The 14,595-nt window shown below is 71.4% G+C and carries 11 protein-coding genes and 1 riboswitch; of the genes, 6 read left to right on the forward strand and 5 right to left on the reverse strand.

Annotated features, from left to right (window positions below; all coding sequences use genetic code 11):
• The first annotated feature begins 14 nt into the window (after nucleotides 1-14).
• Together DY262_RS11290 and DY262_RS11295 are read left to right on the forward strand one after the other, a co-directional pair.
• A complete protein-coding gene (locus tag DY262_RS11290; RefSeq protein WP_181936479.1) occupies nucleotides 15-1,028 on the forward strand; it encodes a Bug family tripartite tricarboxylate transporter substrate binding protein in 1,014 nt (337 codons plus the stop codon).
• Nucleotides 1,028-2,515 (forward strand): M81 family metallopeptidase, encoded by a 1,488-nt coding sequence (locus tag DY262_RS11295; protein WP_116958969.1) that lies wholly within the window; start codon nucleotides 1,028-1,030, stop codon nucleotides 2,513-2,515. Before DY262_RS11290 ends, DY262_RS11295 begins: the two co-directional genes overlap by 1 nt.
• Before the next feature lie 29 nt (nucleotides 2,516-2,544).
• On the opposite strand, the gene DY262_RS11300 is transcribed toward DY262_RS11295, so the two are convergent.
• The 3 genes from DY262_RS11300 to DY262_RS11310 form a co-directional block, all read right to left on the reverse strand.
• The gene (locus DY262_RS11300; protein ID WP_116958970.1) at nucleotides 2,545-2,781 is read right to left on the reverse strand and encodes a hypothetical protein; all 237 of its coding nucleotides are present in this window, start codon (nucleotides 2,779-2,781) and stop codon (nucleotides 2,545-2,547) included.
• Between the two features lie 156 nt (nucleotides 2,782-2,937).
• Nucleotides 2,938-4,344: an ammonium transporter gene (amt, locus tag DY262_RS11305; protein ID WP_116958971.1), complete on the reverse strand. Its 1,407-nt coding sequence runs from the start codon at nucleotides 4,342-4,344 to the stop codon at nucleotides 2,938-2,940.
• 36 nt (nucleotides 4,345-4,380) lie between these two features.
• Entirely contained in the window at nucleotides 4,381-4,719 is a 339-nt protein-coding gene (locus DY262_RS11310; RefSeq protein WP_070400158.1) for a P-II family nitrogen regulator, read from the reverse strand.
• A gap of 288 nt (nucleotides 4,720-5,007) precedes the next feature.
• Here DY262_RS11310 and DY262_RS11315 point away from each other — a divergent pair, with 288 nt between their 5' ends.
• Nucleotides 5,008-6,540 (forward strand): YifB family Mg chelatase-like AAA ATPase, encoded by a 1,533-nt coding sequence (locus tag DY262_RS11315; RefSeq protein ID WP_116958972.1) that lies wholly within the window; start codon nucleotides 5,008-5,010, stop codon nucleotides 6,538-6,540.
• Nucleotides 6,537-8,096: a hypothetical protein gene (locus DY262_RS11320; protein WP_147326220.1), complete on the forward strand. Its 1,560-nt coding sequence runs from the start codon at nucleotides 6,537-6,539 to the stop codon at nucleotides 8,094-8,096. The genes DY262_RS11315 and DY262_RS11320 overlap by 4 nt, the downstream gene beginning before the upstream one ends.
• A 64-nt stretch (nucleotides 8,097-8,160) precedes the next feature.
• Here the strand turns inward: DY262_RS11320 and metH are convergent, their stop codons facing one another.
• Complete coding sequence (gene metH, locus DY262_RS11325) at nucleotides 8,161-10,905, reverse strand: methionine synthase (RefSeq protein ID WP_116959266.1); 2,745 nt, start codon at nucleotides 10,903-10,905, stop codon at nucleotides 8,161-8,163.
• Between the two features lie 31 nt (nucleotides 10,906-10,936).
• Nucleotides 10,937-11,032, reverse strand: a riboswitch (S-adenosyl-L-homocysteine riboswitch).
• A 150-nt stretch (nucleotides 11,033-11,182) separates the two neighbouring features.
• On the opposite strand from metH, the gene DY262_RS11330 reads away from it, so the two are divergent.
• Both DY262_RS11330 and DY262_RS11335 read left to right on the forward strand, forming a co-directional pair.
• Nucleotides 11,183-12,229, forward strand: a complete 1,047-nt coding sequence (locus DY262_RS11330; protein ID WP_147326221.1) for a hypothetical protein — start codon at nucleotides 11,183-11,185, stop codon at nucleotides 12,227-12,229.
• Nucleotides 12,230-12,303: 74 nt separating this feature from the next.
• Nucleotides 12,304-13,518, forward strand: coding sequence for a cation:proton antiporter (locus DY262_RS11335; RefSeq protein WP_116958975.1), 1,215 nt, complete (start codon nucleotides 12,304-12,306; stop codon nucleotides 13,516-13,518).
• On the opposite strand, the gene DY262_RS11340 is transcribed toward DY262_RS11335, so the two are convergent.
• The gene (locus tag DY262_RS11340; RefSeq protein WP_116958976.1) at nucleotides 13,515-14,555 is read right to left on the reverse strand and encodes an RNA methyltransferase; all 1,041 of its coding nucleotides are present in this window, start codon (nucleotides 14,553-14,555) and stop codon (nucleotides 13,515-13,517) included. The two genes, DY262_RS11335 and DY262_RS11340, sit on opposite strands and share 4 nt — an antisense overlap.
• Nucleotides 14,556-14,595 lie beyond the last annotated feature (40 nt).

Genomic DNA, 14,595 nt, shown 5'->3' on the forward strand with positions numbered 1-14,595 from the left:
AAGGAGACCCTGGCATGCCCCAACCCCTAAACCACCCCCTGCGCACCACACGCCGCCACTGGCTGCGCCTCATGGCCGCCGGCGGCAGCGCCCTCGGCCTCGCGGGTCTGGCCCGCGCCCAGGCGGGCTACCCGGCCCGGCCCATCCAACTGGTGGTGCCCTTCTCGGCAGGCGGCGCCACCGACGTGCTCGCGCGCCACCTCGCGCGCTCGATGGAGCAGTCCCTGCGTCAGCCCGTGGTGGTGGACAACCGCGTGGGCGCGGCCGGCGCCATCGCCGCCACCCACGTGGCGCGCGCGGCCCCGGATGGCCACACCGCGCTGTTCGGCGGCGTGGGCACCAACGCCCTGCTCGAGTACACGCAGCCCGCGCTGCCCTATAGGCCCGCGAGCGATTTCGTCGGCGCGGGCAACTTCTGCTTCGTGGACTTCGTGATGGTGGTTGCCGCCGCCAGCCCCGACCAGGACCTGGCCGGCCTGCTCGCCCGCGCGAAGCAGCGCCCCGGCGAGGTGAGCTATATGTCGGCCGGCCCGCTGGGTACGTTGCACGTGGCGCAGGAGTACCTGTGGAAGCTGGCCGGCGTGTCGCTGAACCACATCCCCTACAAGGGTGAGGCCCATGTGGTGTCCGACCTGGTATCCGGTCGCGTGGACCTGGCGCTGATGACGCTGTCGCTGGCGCGGCAGCTGGCGCAGGAAGGCAAGCTGCGCCAGCTGGCCACACTGGCGCCCGAGCGGCTGCGCGGCGCGCCCGATCTGCCCACGGTGGCGGAGCTGGGCTTTCCCGGCTTCGCCATGCCCACCTGGAATGGCGTCTTCCTGCCACGCGGCACGCCGGCGGCCAGGGTGGGCACGCTGAACGGCGCCATCAACGCCGCCCTGCGGGACGCCGAGGTGCTGCACAAGGTAGTGGGCATGGGCATCTCGCCAAGCGCTCCCAACACGCCCGAGCAGCACGCGCGCTTCATGCAGGCCGAGCGCGAGCGCTGGCGAGCCATGGTGGAGCGCAGCGGGGTGAAGACGGGTTGATGCGCTCCGGGCCCCGCATCGCGCTCGGCGGCTTCTCGCACGAGTCCAACGCCTTCGCTTCGGCGCAGGACGTGGGACTGGCGCACTTCCTCGCGCGGCGCGACCGCCCGCCGCTGCTGCTGGGCGATGAGCTGCCCCGCGGCCTGGCCCGGGGCAGCTTTCCCACCACGGGCTTTCTGCGCGCGATCGGCGCCGACGCCCACCTGCGGCCCCTGGCCTGGGCCAGCGGTGGCGCGGGCGGCCTGGTGAGCGACGAGGCCTTCGAGCACATCGCGCAGGCCCTGCTTTCGCGCCTGCGCGCGGTCGGCGCGCTCGACGGACTCTTCCTTGAACTGCACGGCGCCATGGCAACGCCCGCCCTGGACGACCCCGAGGCCGAGCTGCTGCGTCGCGTGCGCGGCGTCGTCGGGGACCAACTGCCCATCGTGGTGACGCTGGACTACCACGCCAACCTTTCACCCGACTTCGCGCGCCTGATCGATGGCGCCGTGGTGTACCGCACCTACCCGCATGTGGACCGCGTGCAGTGCGGCGAACTCGCCGCCCGGCTGGTGCGGCGGCTTGCGGGCGGCGGTCGAGTGCCCGGCGTGGCCATCGCGCATCCGCCCTTCCTCATCCCGCTCCACGCCCAGTCCACGCTGGCCGAGCCCAGCCGGGGACTCGCCGCGATGTCGCTGGCGGACGCGGGCGACGTCGTCAGCCGCTGCTATGCCGCCGGCTTCCCGCCGGGCGACAGCCACTGGTGTGGCCCGTCGGTGATGGTGCACGCCACCCACCAGGCGGCGGCCGACGCCGCCTGCGAGGCCCTGCACCGCCAGGTGCTCGACGCCCGAGCCGCCTTCGACGCCCGGCTGTTGCCCTGCGACACCGCCGTGCGCCTGGCCTTGCGACATGCGCAGGCGCCGGGACGCGGCCCCGTGGTGCTGGCCGACGTGCAGGACAACCCCGGCGCGGGCGGCAGCGCCGCCTGCACGGGCGTGCTCGCCGAGCTGGTGCGCCAGCAGGCCCCCGACGCGCTGCTGGGCATCCTGTGCGACCCCGAGGCCGCGGCCGCCGCACACGCCGCTGGCGAGGGCGCCTGCCTCGGCCTGGCGCTGGGGGGCACCCACGGGGTACCGGATCAGCCGGCGTTCGTGGGACGCTTCACCGTTGAGCGCCTGGGCGACGGGCGCTTCACCACCACCGGCCAGGTGGCCGGCGGCAACGCCACCGAGCTCGGCCCGATGGCACTGCTGCGCCTCGGTGGCGCGCGCGTGGTGGTCAGCTCCGTGCGCATGCAGGCCTTCGACCCCGCGCCCTTTCACCACCTGGGCGCCGACCCGGCCGCCGCCGCGCTGTTGGCGCTCAAGAGCACCTGCCACTTCCGCGCCGACTTCGGCGCGATGGCGCGCGAGATCCTGCTGGTGGAGGCGCCCGGCGACGCCGTGGCCAACCCGGCGCGCTATCCCTATCGGCGCCTGCGCCCGGGTGTGCACCGCACCCCATAACACGCTGGCCAGGCGTTCAGCTCACCGCTTCAGCGCGAGGTGAATCCCAGGCAGGCGCCAGCGTTGGGACGGCCCTTGCACTCGCGCTTGAGGCGCCGCTCGCGTGCGGCCGGGCTCTCTTCGGAGGGCGCCTTGTGGAACGTGACCTTGCCCGGCGCGCGCCGCGCCGGTGGATCGTCGGCCTTGGCCGCGACGGCCTGACCAGCCACCAGCAGCAGCGCCGCCACTGCCACCGCCACACCACCCCGCCTCTTCATCCAGCCCATGCGCGCGTTCCTTGTTTGATTCGGGCGGCGATGCTAGGGCCTGCTTGCACCCCCTGCTCCCCGGGGTACGGACCAAAAAAAGCCCGAGGACCTGTCGGGCCTCGGGCCAGAGCCGGAAAGCACCCCGTCTTCGGACGGGGCGCCCCCTGGAGTCAATCAGCGGTGGTAGGCCGTCTCGCCGTGCGAGGTGATGTCCAGGCCCTCGCGCTCGGCCTCTTCCGAGGGACGCAGGCCCATGGTGAGGTCGGCGATCTTGTACGCGATGAAGGCCACGACGCCCGACCAGGCCACGGTCACGAGCACGCTCTTGACCTGCACCCAGACCTGGTGACCCATGGCGAAATCCTCGGCGCCGGTGCCGCCCAGGCCCGGCGCGGCGAACACGCCGGTCAGGATGGCGCCGACGATGCCGCCCACGCCGTGCACGCCGAACACGTCGAACGCGTCGTCCGCGCCCAGCATCTTCTTCAGACCGCTGACGCCCCAGACGCAGACGAAGCCGGCCACGATGCCCAGGACGATGGAGCCCATGGGGCCGACGAAGCCCGCGGCCGGCGTCACGGCCACCAGGCCGGCGACGGCGCCGGACGCGGCGCCCAGCATGGAGGCTTTGCCCTTGAGCAGGGACTCGGCCAGGCACCAGGCCAGGGTGGCGGCGGCCGTGGCCAGCACGGTGTTGATGAAGGCCAGGCCGGCCACGCCGTTGGCGGCGCCGGCCGAGCCGGCGTTGAAGCCGAACCAGCCCACCCACAGCAGCGAGGCGCCCACCATGGTCAGCGTCAGCGAGTGCGGCGTCAGCGCTTCCTTGCCGTAGCCGATGCGCTTGCCCACCACATAGGCGCCCACCAGGCCAGCGACACCGGCGTTGATGTGCACCACGGTGCCGCCCGCGAAGTCGAGCGCGCCGTCGGCCGCCAGCAGGCCGCCGCCCCAGACCATGTGGGCCATGGGGATGTACGAGAAGGTGAACCACAGGGCCGAGAACAGCAGCACGGCGCCGAACTTCACGCGCTCGGCGAAGGAGCCCACGATCAGCGCCACGGTGATGGCGGCGAAAGTGCCCTGGAAGGCGATGAACACGTACTCGGGGATGGTCGCCAGCGCCGACGACATGGTGTCGGCCTTGGTGCCGGCAAGGAACAGCTTGTCGAAGGAGCCGAAGAAGGTGCCCGCACCGCCGAAGGTGAGCGAGAAGCCGTAGATGGCCCACAGCAGGGAGATGAGCGAGAAGATCACCATCACCTGCATGAGCACCGACAGCATGTTCTTCGAGCGCGCCAGGCCGCCATAGAACAGGGCCAGGCCGGGGATGGTCATCAGGATGACGAGCAGCGTGGACGTGAGCATCCACGCGGTGTCGCCGCTGTCGAGTTTGGGCGCTTCAGCGGCGGCGGGGGCCTCGGCGGCGGGGGCGGCCGGCGCGGCAGCGGCGGGCGCTTCGGCGGCGGGGGCCGCGGGAGCGGCAGCGGCCGGTGGGGCCTCGGTGGTCGATTGCGCGATGGCTGCGCCACCGCCGATCGCCAGGCCCAGGCCCAGCAACAGGGAAGCCAGGAGTTTCTTCATTTGGATGGACTCGGTTGGGTTCAGGGGATGGCTGGGTCAGATCGCCTCGTTGCCGGTCTCGCCGGTGCGGATGCGGACCACTTGCTCGAGCGGCGAGACGAAGATCTTTCCGTCGCCGATCTTTCCGGTGCGCGCGGCGCCTTCGATGGCCTCGATGACGCGCTCGACCAGGTCGTCCGCGACGGCCGCTTCGATCTTGACCTTGGGCAGGAAGTCGACCACGTACTCCGCGCCGCGGTAGAGCTCGGTGTGCCCCTTCTGCCGGCCGAAGCCCTTGACCTCGGTGACGGTGATGCCCTGCACGCCCACGCCGGAGAGCGCCTCGCGCACCTCGTCCAGCTTGAACGGCTTGATGACGGCTGAAACCATTTTCACGACGATCCCTCCAGGGGTTGGTTGATCTGGTGTCAGCCTTAGCAGCTTGTGTGCCAACCCGGAGCGCCCGGGTGCCCGCCCCCAGGGGCGGTCGGCACCAGGATGAGGCCCCGCCCGCGCCGCGGCACCCCCGGGGGGCCGGGACGCACCATCAAGGTGCCTGGTGCGCCGAATCGGGGACGGGCCGGCGCCCCGACACCCCCACCCGTGTCGCGCCGGCGGCGCCCGCAGAATCGGCCGCCCCGTGGTCGCCGCCGGCGGCCGCGCACCTGAACAGGGAGAACACCCATGGCGCTGGCGCATGTGCACAGCCGCGCGCTGCAGGGGCTGGCCGCCCGGCCCGTGAGCGTGGAAGTCCACCTGGCCAACGGCCTGCCCAGCTTCACGCTGGTGGGCCTGGCCGACACCGAGGTGAAGGAAGCGCGCGAGCGGGTGCGCGCGGCCATCGCCAACAGCGGCCTGGAGTTCCCGCACAGCCAGCGCATCACCGTGAACCTGGCGCCGGCCGACCTGCCCAAGGACTCGGGGCGTTTCGACCTGCCGATCGCGCTGGGCATCCTGGCCGCCAGCGGGCAGATCGAGGCCGAACCCCTGGCGCGCGGCGTGTACGCGGGCGAGCTGTCCCTGGGCGGCGAACTGCGCCCGGTGCGCGGCGCGCTGGCCATGGCGCTGGCCCTCGCGCAGGACGCGGCCCCCCGCACCCTGGTGCTGCCACCGGGCAGCGCCGAAGAGGCCGCCCTGGTGCCCGGCGCCCATGTGGTGCGCGCGCGCCACCTCATCGACGTGGTGGCGCGCCTGCGCCGCGAGCCGCCGGCCCCGCCGGACGACGCGGGCTGGGCGCGGCTGGAGCCGCGCGACGGCGCCCCGGCGCCGCCCGGGGGACCCGACCTTGCCGACGTGAAAGGCCAGGTGGCCGCGCGCCGCGCGCTGGAGATCGCGGCCGCCGGCGGCCACAGCCTGTTGCTGGTGGGGCCGCCGGGCGCCGGCAAGTCCATGCTGGCGCAGCGCCTGGGCGGGCTGCTGCCGCCCATGGCCACCGACGAGGCCCTGCAGGCCGCGGCCGTGGCCTCGCTGGCCGGGCGCTTCGATCCCGCGCGCTGGGGCGAACGGCCCTTCTGCGCGCCGCACCACAGCGCCTCCGCCGTGGCGCTGGTGGGCGGGGGCTCGCCGCCGCGGCCGGGCGAGATCTCGCTCGCCCACCAGGGCGTGCTGTTCCTCGACGAGCTGCCCGAGTTCGCGCGCCACGCGCTGGAGGCGCTGCGCGAGCCGCTGGAGACCGGCCGCATCCGCGTCTCGCGCGCGGCGCAGCAGGCCGAATTCCCCGCGCGTTTCCAGCTCGTGGCCGCCATGAACCCCTGCCCCTGCGGCTACCGCGGCCACCCGGTGCGGGCCTGCCGCTGCACGCCCGAGCAGGTGCAGCGCTACCAGGGCCGGCTCAGCGGCCCGCTGCTCGACCGCATCGACCTGCAGGTGGAGGTGCCCGCGCTGCCCAGCGAGCAGCTGCTGCAGGGCCCGCCCGGCGAGGGCAGCGCCGGGGTGCGCTCGCGCGTGGTGGCCGCCCGCGAGCGCGCGCTGCGGCGCCAGGGCCTGCCCAATCGCGCGCTCGCGGGCGGCGCGCTCGAGGAGCACGCGCGCGCCGAGCCGGCGGCGCTGAAGTTCCTGCACGCGGCGGCCGTGCGCCTGGCCTGGAGCGGGCGCGGCACGCACCGCGCGCTGCGCGTGGCGCGCACCATCGCCGACCTGGCCGGGCACGAGCGCGTGGTTGCGGCCGACGTGGCGGAGGCGGTGCAGTACCGGCGCGTGCTGGAGGCGTTCGCGTGAAGCGCGTCGGGGGTTTTTCCAGCCCCGTCACGACAGTGCCGCGGCGCAACGGCACCGCGCCCACCCCAAGGCCGGCGCTGCTGAACGAGGTGCACGCCTGCATCGGCCACCTCGGCTGCCACATGGCCTACACGGCGCTCCAGCTGCGGGACTGCAGCAGCACCGCGGACCTGGTGGAGGTGTTTTTCGACGCGCAAGCCCACGCCAGCCCCGACTGCGCGGGCCAGTACAGCCTGCTGGTGTTCCTGGACAAGCTGCCCCTGCACGCACGCCCCGCGTTCGCCGTGCTGATGCTGGCGGCCCTGCCCGCGCCATGCAGAAGCAACGGCCTCGCCGAGCACCTGGACCAGCTGCTCGAACACCTGCCCACCAGCGCCGACTGCCCGGCCGAGATGAAGCCCCACCTGGACCGCTGTGTGAAGCGGTTCCTCGCCCGGTTCAATGGCTGCTTCAAGGCGTACGAACGGCGACCGGGGGCCAGGGACGCGCTCAGCGCGATCAAGCACCACGTCGAGCGGCACCTGGCGCCAGCGAACCCCGCGCTCACCGGCTACGTCAACGCGACCCAGCCCGCGCTGGCCGACTTCCCGTACGTCGTCGGCGCGGCCCGGCACATCGTGAGCTGCAAGCCCATTCCCCTGAGCGCCAGGCTGTGGACCGCCCTGTCCCACCTGTCCTGCGGCAACCACGGCGCCGCGCCGCTGCGACTGTGGCTGGCGACGTTCTCGAACACGGGCGACATGGACGCCCTGCTGAGCTGGCTCTGGGGCATCCACCCCGGGGCCGCGCTGGGTCTGCGGCGCCTGTTGGCGCCGGCGAGCGACCCTCTGGCGCCCAGCGCGCCAGCCACCGCGCCCGACGTCGTCTCCGCGCCACTGATGCACGCCACCGCCGCCGCCCGCTACCTGCTCGCCCTGGCCGACGCCCATCCTTTGGCCCTGTCGTCCGCCGATCCGCTGCTGGACCCGCCGACGGTGATGCGGGCCCTGAGCGCCTTCGCGGCCTGCGGAGCCGAGCGGGACGTCGTGGCCTTCCTTCGGCACAGCACCCCGCGCCAGCTGCTGGGCGTGCTGGAATGCCTGGGCCGGCTCTACCCGCCCGCCGCCAAGGCCTTCGCCTTTGTCGCGGCCAAGGCCATCCTCGGCGCGCGGACCCGGGCGGTGGCCCCGGGGCTGAAGGCCATTGTGGTGGCCCACTGGCCGGCGGCCGCGCGGTGGGACTGGGGTGCCCCCCGCGACACCCCACAGACCACCCCCTATGCCGAGCAGGAGCTGGCCGACCTCGCCCGCGACCTTCAGGCCATGGCGCTGCCCGAGCCGGTGTTCCACGCCATCAAGCGGCTGTCCGGGTGTCCCTTGGGCGCCCATGAAACGGCCGGCCTCGCGGCCATCCACGACATGCCCGACCCCATCCTGGGAGGGGTGCTCGACGCCTTGTCGCTGAGCGGGAACGACGAGGCCGTCCGGCGCCTGGCCGGCCTGGCGCTGCTGGCGCGAAACCGCTCGCCAGAGGTCCTGGACTGGCTGCGCGGTCTCGCCGGGCATGGCACCGGCTGAGCCTGAGCGCGCCTGGCGCGGCCAAAACGCGCGCACGGGGGCGCGGCGGCCCGCGCGCCGGGGGTCAGAGATTGGGCGCCAGCCAGCGCTGCAGGTCCGCGCGCGCCACGGCGCTGCGCTGGGCCAGGTCGTCCAGCTGGTCCTCGCCGATGCGCCCGACGTTGAAGTAGGTGCTCTGCGGGTGGCTCAGGTAGAAGCCGCTCACGCTGGCCGCCGGCGACATGGCCAGGCTCTCGGTCAGGCCCATGCCGATCTCCTCGGCCTGCAACAGCTCGAACAGGCCGCGCTTGACGGTGTGGTCCGGGCAGGCCGGGTAACCCGGCGCGGGGCGGATGCCCTGGTACTTTTCCTTGATGAGCTCCTCGTTGCTCAGCGCCTCGGTCGGCGCGTAGCCCCACAGGTCGGTGCGCACGCGGTGGTGCATCTGCTCGGCCAGGGCCTCGGCCAGACGGTCGGCCAGGGCTTTGAACATGATGGCCGAGTAGTCGTCGAGGTCGTCGAGGAACTGCTTCTCTTTCTTCTCCACGCCCAGGCCCGCCGTCACCGCGAACACGCCCACGTAGTCCGGGGCCACGCCCTGGGGCGCCACGAAGTCGGCCAGGCAGCGGCTGGGGCGCATCACGCCGTCGATCTCCTGCTTCTCGGTCTGCTGGCGCAGGCCGTGCCACACCAGCACCGGGCGCTCGCGCGACTCGTCGGCGTACAGCGCGATGTCGTCCTGGTTCACGCAGTTGGCCGGGTACAGGCCGATGACCGCGCTGGCCGTGAGCCAGCGGCCGTCGATGATGCGCTGGAGCATGCGCTTGCCGTCGCTGAAGACGCGGCGCGCCTCTTCGCCCACCACCTCGTCCTTGAGGATCTCGGGGAAGGGACCGGCCAGGTCCCAGGTCTGGAAGAAGGGACCCCAGTCGATGTACCTCGCGAGCTCGGCCAGGTCCACGTTCTTGAACACGCGCCGGCCAATGAACTTGGGCACGGGCGGGGTGTAGCCGCTCCACTCGATGGGCGTGCGGTTGGCGCGCGCCTTGTCCAGCGGCCACAGCGGCACCTGCTTCTTGTTGGCGTGCTGGTGGCGCACGCGCTCATAGTCGGCGTTGACCTCGGCGATATAGGCCGTGGCCTGGTCCGACAGCAGGCCCTGGGCCACGCTCACGCTGCGCGAGGCATCGGGCACGTAGACCACCGGGCCTTCGTAGTGCGGCGCGATCTTCACCGCCGTGTGCACGCGGCTGGTGGTGGCGCCGCCGATCAGCAGCGGGATCTTCTTGATGCGGAAGTGCTCGTCCTTCTGCATCTCGCTGGCCACGTACTGCATCTCTTCCAGGCTCGGCGTGATCAGGCCCGACAGGCCCACGATGTCCGCGCCCTCGACCTTGGCCTTGGCCAGGATCTCGTGGCACGGGACCATCACGCCCATGTTCACCACCTCGAAGTTGTTGCACTGGAGCACGACGGTGACGATGTTCTTGCCGATGTCGTGCACGTCGCCCTTGACGGTGGCGATGACGATCTTGCCCTTGGATCGCACGTCGCCGCCGGCCGCTTCCAGGCGCTTCTTCTCTTCCTCGATGTAGGGCAGCAGGTGGGCCACGGCCTGCTTCATCACGCGCGCGCTCTTGACCACCTGGGGCAGGAACATCTTGCCCTGGCCGAACAGGTCGCCCACCACGTTCATGCCGTCCATGAGCGGGCCTTCGATCACGTTGAGCGGGCGCCCGCCGCCGGCCTCGATCTCGCGCCACATGGCCTCGGTGTCTTCGGTGATGAAGTCGTTGATGCCGCGCACCAGCGCGTGCGACAGGCGCTCGCGCAGCGGCAGTTCGCGCCAGGCGTTCTTCTGGGAATCGTCCTTGGCCGCGCCCTTGGCGCTCTCGGCGATCTCGAGCAGGCGCTCGGCGGCGTCCGGGCGGCGGTTCAGCACCACGTCCTCCACGCGCTCGCGCAGCGTGGGTTCCAGCTCGTCGTACACGCCGACCATGCCGGCGTTGACGATGCCCATGTCCATGCCGGCCTGAATGGCGTGGTACAGGAAGACGGTGTGGATGGCCTCGCGCACCGGGTCGTTGCCGCGGAAGCTGAAGCTCACGTTGGACACGCCGCCCGAGACCTTGGCGCCCGGCAGGTGCTGCTTGATCCAGCGCGTGGCGTTGATGAAGTCCACCGCGTAGTTGTTGTGCTCCTCGATGCCGGTGGCGATGGCGAAGATGTTGGGGTCGAAGACGATGTCCTCGGGCGGGAAGCCCACCTCGTCCACCAGGATGCGGTAGGCACGCTCGCAGATCTCGATCTTGCGCTCGTAGGTGTCGGCCTGGCCTTTCTCGTCGAAGGCCATCACCACGGTGGCGGCGCCGTAGCGCTTGATGAGCCGCGCCTGGCGCTTGAACTCCTCCACGCCCTCTTTCATGCTGATGGAGTTGACGACGCCCTTGCCCTGCAGGCAGCGCAGGCCGGCCTCGATGACGCTCCACTTGGAGCTGTCCACCATCACCGGCACGCGCGCGATGTCGGGCTCGCCGGCCATGAGGTTGAGGAAGCGCACCATGGCGGCCTCGCTGTCGAGCATGGCCTCGTCCATGTTCACGTCGACGATCTGCGCGCCGTTCTCCACCTGCTGGCGCGCCACGGCCAGCGCGTCCTCGAAGCGGCCTTCAAGAATCATGCGCGCGAAGGCCTTGGAGCCGGTGACGTTGGTGCGCTCGCCGACGTTGACGAACAGGCTGCCTTCGCCGATGGCGAGCGGCTCCAGGCCCGACAGCAGCATCGGGCGAACGGCGGGGGAAGCGGGGGCGGGGGAGGTCTCGGAGGACATGCGGCTCACCAGGGTTGTTTGCGAAAAACCGAGCTGGTGAGCGTCGTTGGGGCCGGTCCAGCCCACTCAAGCCTGACGGTCCCGGCCCGGGGGGCCTGGGCTGACCGCTGCAACGCTCCTTGAGAGAGGGGGGATTTTAGCGACACGCGTCGAAACCCCTCGTCCGTTCGGCCTGAACAACCATTTGGCTGGCGCCACGGCTTTCTCAGGCGTTACTGAACGCGCGTCCAGGCCACCTGCTATGGCCATCTGCCCCTCATGTCCCTCCGCAACGCCCATGATTCCTCGATCGACCCCCCGCCCCGGCAAAACACAGGCGCTTCTTTCAGATTCAGCGGATAAGGCTGAGATCTTTGACCTGAGACAGCTGTATGCGTATGGCAAGTCGGTGAACAGGGGATGGCGGATGGGGCCGACCGTTCTGCTCATCAAGGACAAGATCGAGCCCAATGGCGAGCGCACGCAATGCCTCTCCGTCAACGTCCAGAATGCGAATGGCACTACCACCAGCTCCTCGCTGGCCACGGAGCGGCTTGTGCGGACCCTCGCGCGCCGCTTCACTGCGGATCAGCACCATCCGTTGGAGGTGAAGGAGGCCCTGAACTCGATCTTTTGCCGCTTGGCCACGAGCAATCAGGTGGTGCTGGACAGAGCGTTCCTGAAGGACCTCAAGGTGCTGATATATCCGCCCCTCGATCTTGCCCCGACAAGCAGAGTCATCCTTCGCGAGCTGCGCCACTCCGCTGCTGCGGACCAGATCGCGGCAGACGCGGACGTCCAGACCATTGCCGAAGTCATTCGATCGCTGGACTCCCTGGGGCAGCAACGGTTTAGGTACCAGCTGGAGATACGCCCGAACCTTGGCGCCGCTGCCAAGCAGCTGCTGGCGGCGCTGCACCCCAAAGCGCAGACGGCAACTTTCAAGGCCTCAGCAAAGCAACAGCGGGACGAAGTGTCCGAGTCTTTGGAGCGACCGCAGGAACCGGAATGGACGCTCGGGATGCTGCCCTACCACAGCAAAGAAAGCGCCGCCTCGATGCACTTCATTGAGGTGCCCGACCAGCCAGTCAAGACACCCCCAGCCTCGGCGCCGCTGGGCCAGTCTTTCATCAAGCGCTTCGGGGCCCAGATCCAAGTGCCCGCCATTGAGCGCTGGGTGACTGTCGCCCCCCATACCACCGTCAAGGCACTGGCTGCGGCCATCGAATGGTTGCCCGACGACCAACTGGCCAGGTTCAAAAGCGACCTGCAACTGGCCGCAGGAGGCTCTTACACGGACGAGGTCCGCGTCACGGCCCGTCAGCTGCTGGAGGAAATGGGCTGAGCCGCCGGTACCCCCGGGCGCCGCGCCGACCCGCGCGGGCACACTGAGGCCACCTCGATGGCGCGGAGCCCGGCATGACCCCTTCCGAGATCTTTCTGGTCGCGATGCTGATCGTCTTCAGCGTCCCCTACCTGGTCTGGCGGCTCGGCCGCACCGACTACCTCGCGCCCCTGGTGGTGGTACAGATCCTCACCGGCATCGCGCTCGGGCCGGGCGTGCTGGGCGCGGCCTTTCCCGAGTACCACCGCTTCGTTTTCAGCCCGCCGGTGACGCAGGCGCTGTCGGGCGTGGCGCAATGGGCCGTGATGCTGTTCGTCTGCATCGCCGGCATCGAGCTGGACCTGCGCCAGGCCTGGGCGAAGCGGCGTGAGAGCGGCATCACCGCCGGCCTGGCCCTGGGCGTGCCGCTGCTGCTGGGCGCGGCGGCGGGCGCGGTGTTGCTGGCCTGGCCCGACTGGGCCGGCCCCCGGGCCAAGGACTGGCAGTTCCTGCTGGGCATCGGCATGTCCTGCGCCGTCACCGCGCTGCCCATCCTGATCCTGCTGATGGAAAAACTGGGCATCCTGCGCCAGCCGCTGGGCCAGCGCCTGCTGCGCTACGCCAGCCTGGACGACCTGGCCATCTGGGGCGTGCTGGCCGTGATCCTCATGGAATGGGACCGCATGGGCCGCCAGCTGGGTTTCCTGCTCGCCTTCGGCTTGCTCACCCTGTTGTTCCGCCGGCTCATGCGCGCCTTGCCCGAACAAGACCGCTGGACCGCGGCCCTGGTGTGGCTGCTGGCCTGCGGCCTGGGCGCCGATTGGGCGGGCCTGCACTACATGGTGGGCGCGTTCCTCGCGGGCGCGGTGATCGACGCCCACTGGTTCGACCAGGACCGCCTGGACCAGCTGCGCCACCACGTGCTGCTGGTGCTCATGCCGGTGTTCTTCCTCAGCACGGGGTTGCGCACCAAGTGGGCCGTCGGGGGCGCGGCGGTGCTCGCCGCCGCCGCCCTGCTGCTGCTGGTGTCGGTGGCGGGCAAGCTGCTGGCCATGCGCCTGGCCGGCCGCTGGCTGGGCTGGCCGCGCGAGGAAGCGCGCCTGATCGGCTGGCTGCTGCAGACCAAGGCGCTGATCATGATCGTCTTCGCCAACGTGCTGTTGGACAAGGCCCTCATCACCGACGCCACCTTCACCGCGCTGCTGCTGATGGCGGTGGCCAGCACCATGCTGACCATTCCCATGGTGGCGCCGATGCTGGCACGGCGCGCCGCCGAAACCGGTGCCGACGCGGATGTCGGCAGGGCCTAGGCGGCGGCCCGCCGCCGCAGCGCCACCACGCGCTCGCCCGTGTCCAGCGAGCGCGCCCGCAGCTGCCCGCAACCCGCGTCCACGTCCTGCCCCGCCGAGTGGCGCAGCTTGGTCAGGATGCCCTGGCGGTGCAGGCGGCGCGCGATGTCGGCCGCCTTCTCCCAGGCCGGGCGCTGGAACGGCAGACCGTCGACGGCGTTGTAGGGAATGAGGTTGAGCACGCCGTAGCGGCCACCGAGCAGGCGCACGATGCCCTCGATTTCATCGTCGCCGTCGTTCACGCCGTCCAGCAGGGTCCACTGGTATTGCACCGGATAGCCGGTGGCGCGCGCGTAGGCCTCGGCACGCTCCACCAGCTCGGTGGGCGTGAGGCGCGGCGCGCGCGGCAGCAGTTGCTCGCGCAGATCAGGCTTGGTGGTGTGCAGCGACAACGCCAGCGCGGGTTTGACCGCGCCGCGCGGCAGCGCCTCGAAGGCGCGCTCGTCGCCCACGGTGGAGAACACCAGGTTCTTGTGACCGATGCCGCCCACCGAGCCCAGCAGCTCGATGGCCTCGAGCACCGCGTCCAGGTTGTGCGCGGGCTCGCCCATGCCCATGAAAACCACCTTGTTCACCGGCCGGCCGGCGCGCGCCAGCGCCACCTGGGCCAGGATCTCGGCGCTGCCGAGCTGGCGCAGCAGGCCGCCGGTGCCGGTCATGCAGAAGGCGCAGCCCACCGCGCAGCCCACCTGGGTGGACACGCACAGGCCGCCGCGCGGCAGGCGCACGCTCTCCACGGTCTGGCCGTCGCGCAGGGCCACCAGCAGGCGGGCCGAGCCGTCCTCGCCCGGGTGCTCGGCGCGCAGGCGGGCGAGGCCGGCGAGTTCCTCGCGCAGCGCCGGCAGGGCCTCGAACAGGGCCTTGGGGAAATGGTGCTCGGGCTTGCGCCGGCCGGCGTCGGCCGGCAGGGCGTGCAGCCAGTGGCGCAGCACGCGCTGCGCATGCAGCGGCCCGGCCCCGAGGGCGGTGAGGCGTTGGCGCAGTTCGCTCAGTTGCATGGGGCGGGCATTGTCGCGCACAGCCCCGGGGCATCCGCTC

The organism is Hydrogenophaga borbori, from assembly GCF_003417535.1.
Taxonomy (GTDB): domain Bacteria; phylum Pseudomonadota; class Gammaproteobacteria; order Burkholderiales; family Burkholderiaceae_C; genus Hydrogenophaga; species Hydrogenophaga borbori.

What these genes read in the sequence shown, in the direction of transcription:
- DY262_RS11300 (WP_116958970.1), bottom strand. Translation starts at nt 2,781, where the DNA reads ATGGGCTGGATGAAGAGGCGGGGTGGTGTGGCGGTGGCAGTGGCGGCG.
- amt (WP_116958971.1), bottom strand. Translation starts at nt 4,344, where the DNA reads ATGAAGAAACTCCTGGCTTCCCTGTTGCTGGGCCTGGGCCTGGCGATC.
- DY262_RS11335 (WP_116958975.1), top strand. Translation starts at nt 12,304, where the DNA reads ATGACCCCTTCCGAGATCTTTCTGGTCGCGATGCTGATCGTCTTCAGC.
- DY262_RS11340 (WP_116958976.1), bottom strand. Translation starts at nt 14,555, where the DNA reads ATGCAACTGAGCGAACTGCGCCAACGCCTCACCGCCCTCGGGGCCGGG.
- DY262_RS11330 (WP_147326221.1), top strand. Translation starts at nt 11,183, where the DNA reads ATGATTCCTCGATCGACCCCCCGCCCCGGCAAAACACAGGCGCTTCTT.
- DY262_RS11315 (WP_116958972.1), top strand. Translation starts at nt 5,008, where the DNA reads ATGGCGCTGGCGCATGTGCACAGCCGCGCGCTGCAGGGGCTGGCCGCC.
- metH (WP_116959266.1), bottom strand. Translation starts at nt 10,905, where the DNA reads ATGTCCTCCGAGACCTCCCCCGCCCCCGCTTCCCCCGCCGTTCGCCCG.
- DY262_RS11295 (WP_116958969.1), top strand. Translation starts at nt 1,028, where the DNA reads ATGCGCTCCGGGCCCCGCATCGCGCTCGGCGGCTTCTCGCACGAGTCC.
- DY262_RS11290 (WP_181936479.1), top strand. Translation starts at nt 15, where the DNA reads ATGCCCCAACCCCTAAACCACCCCCTGCGCACCACACGCCGCCACTGG.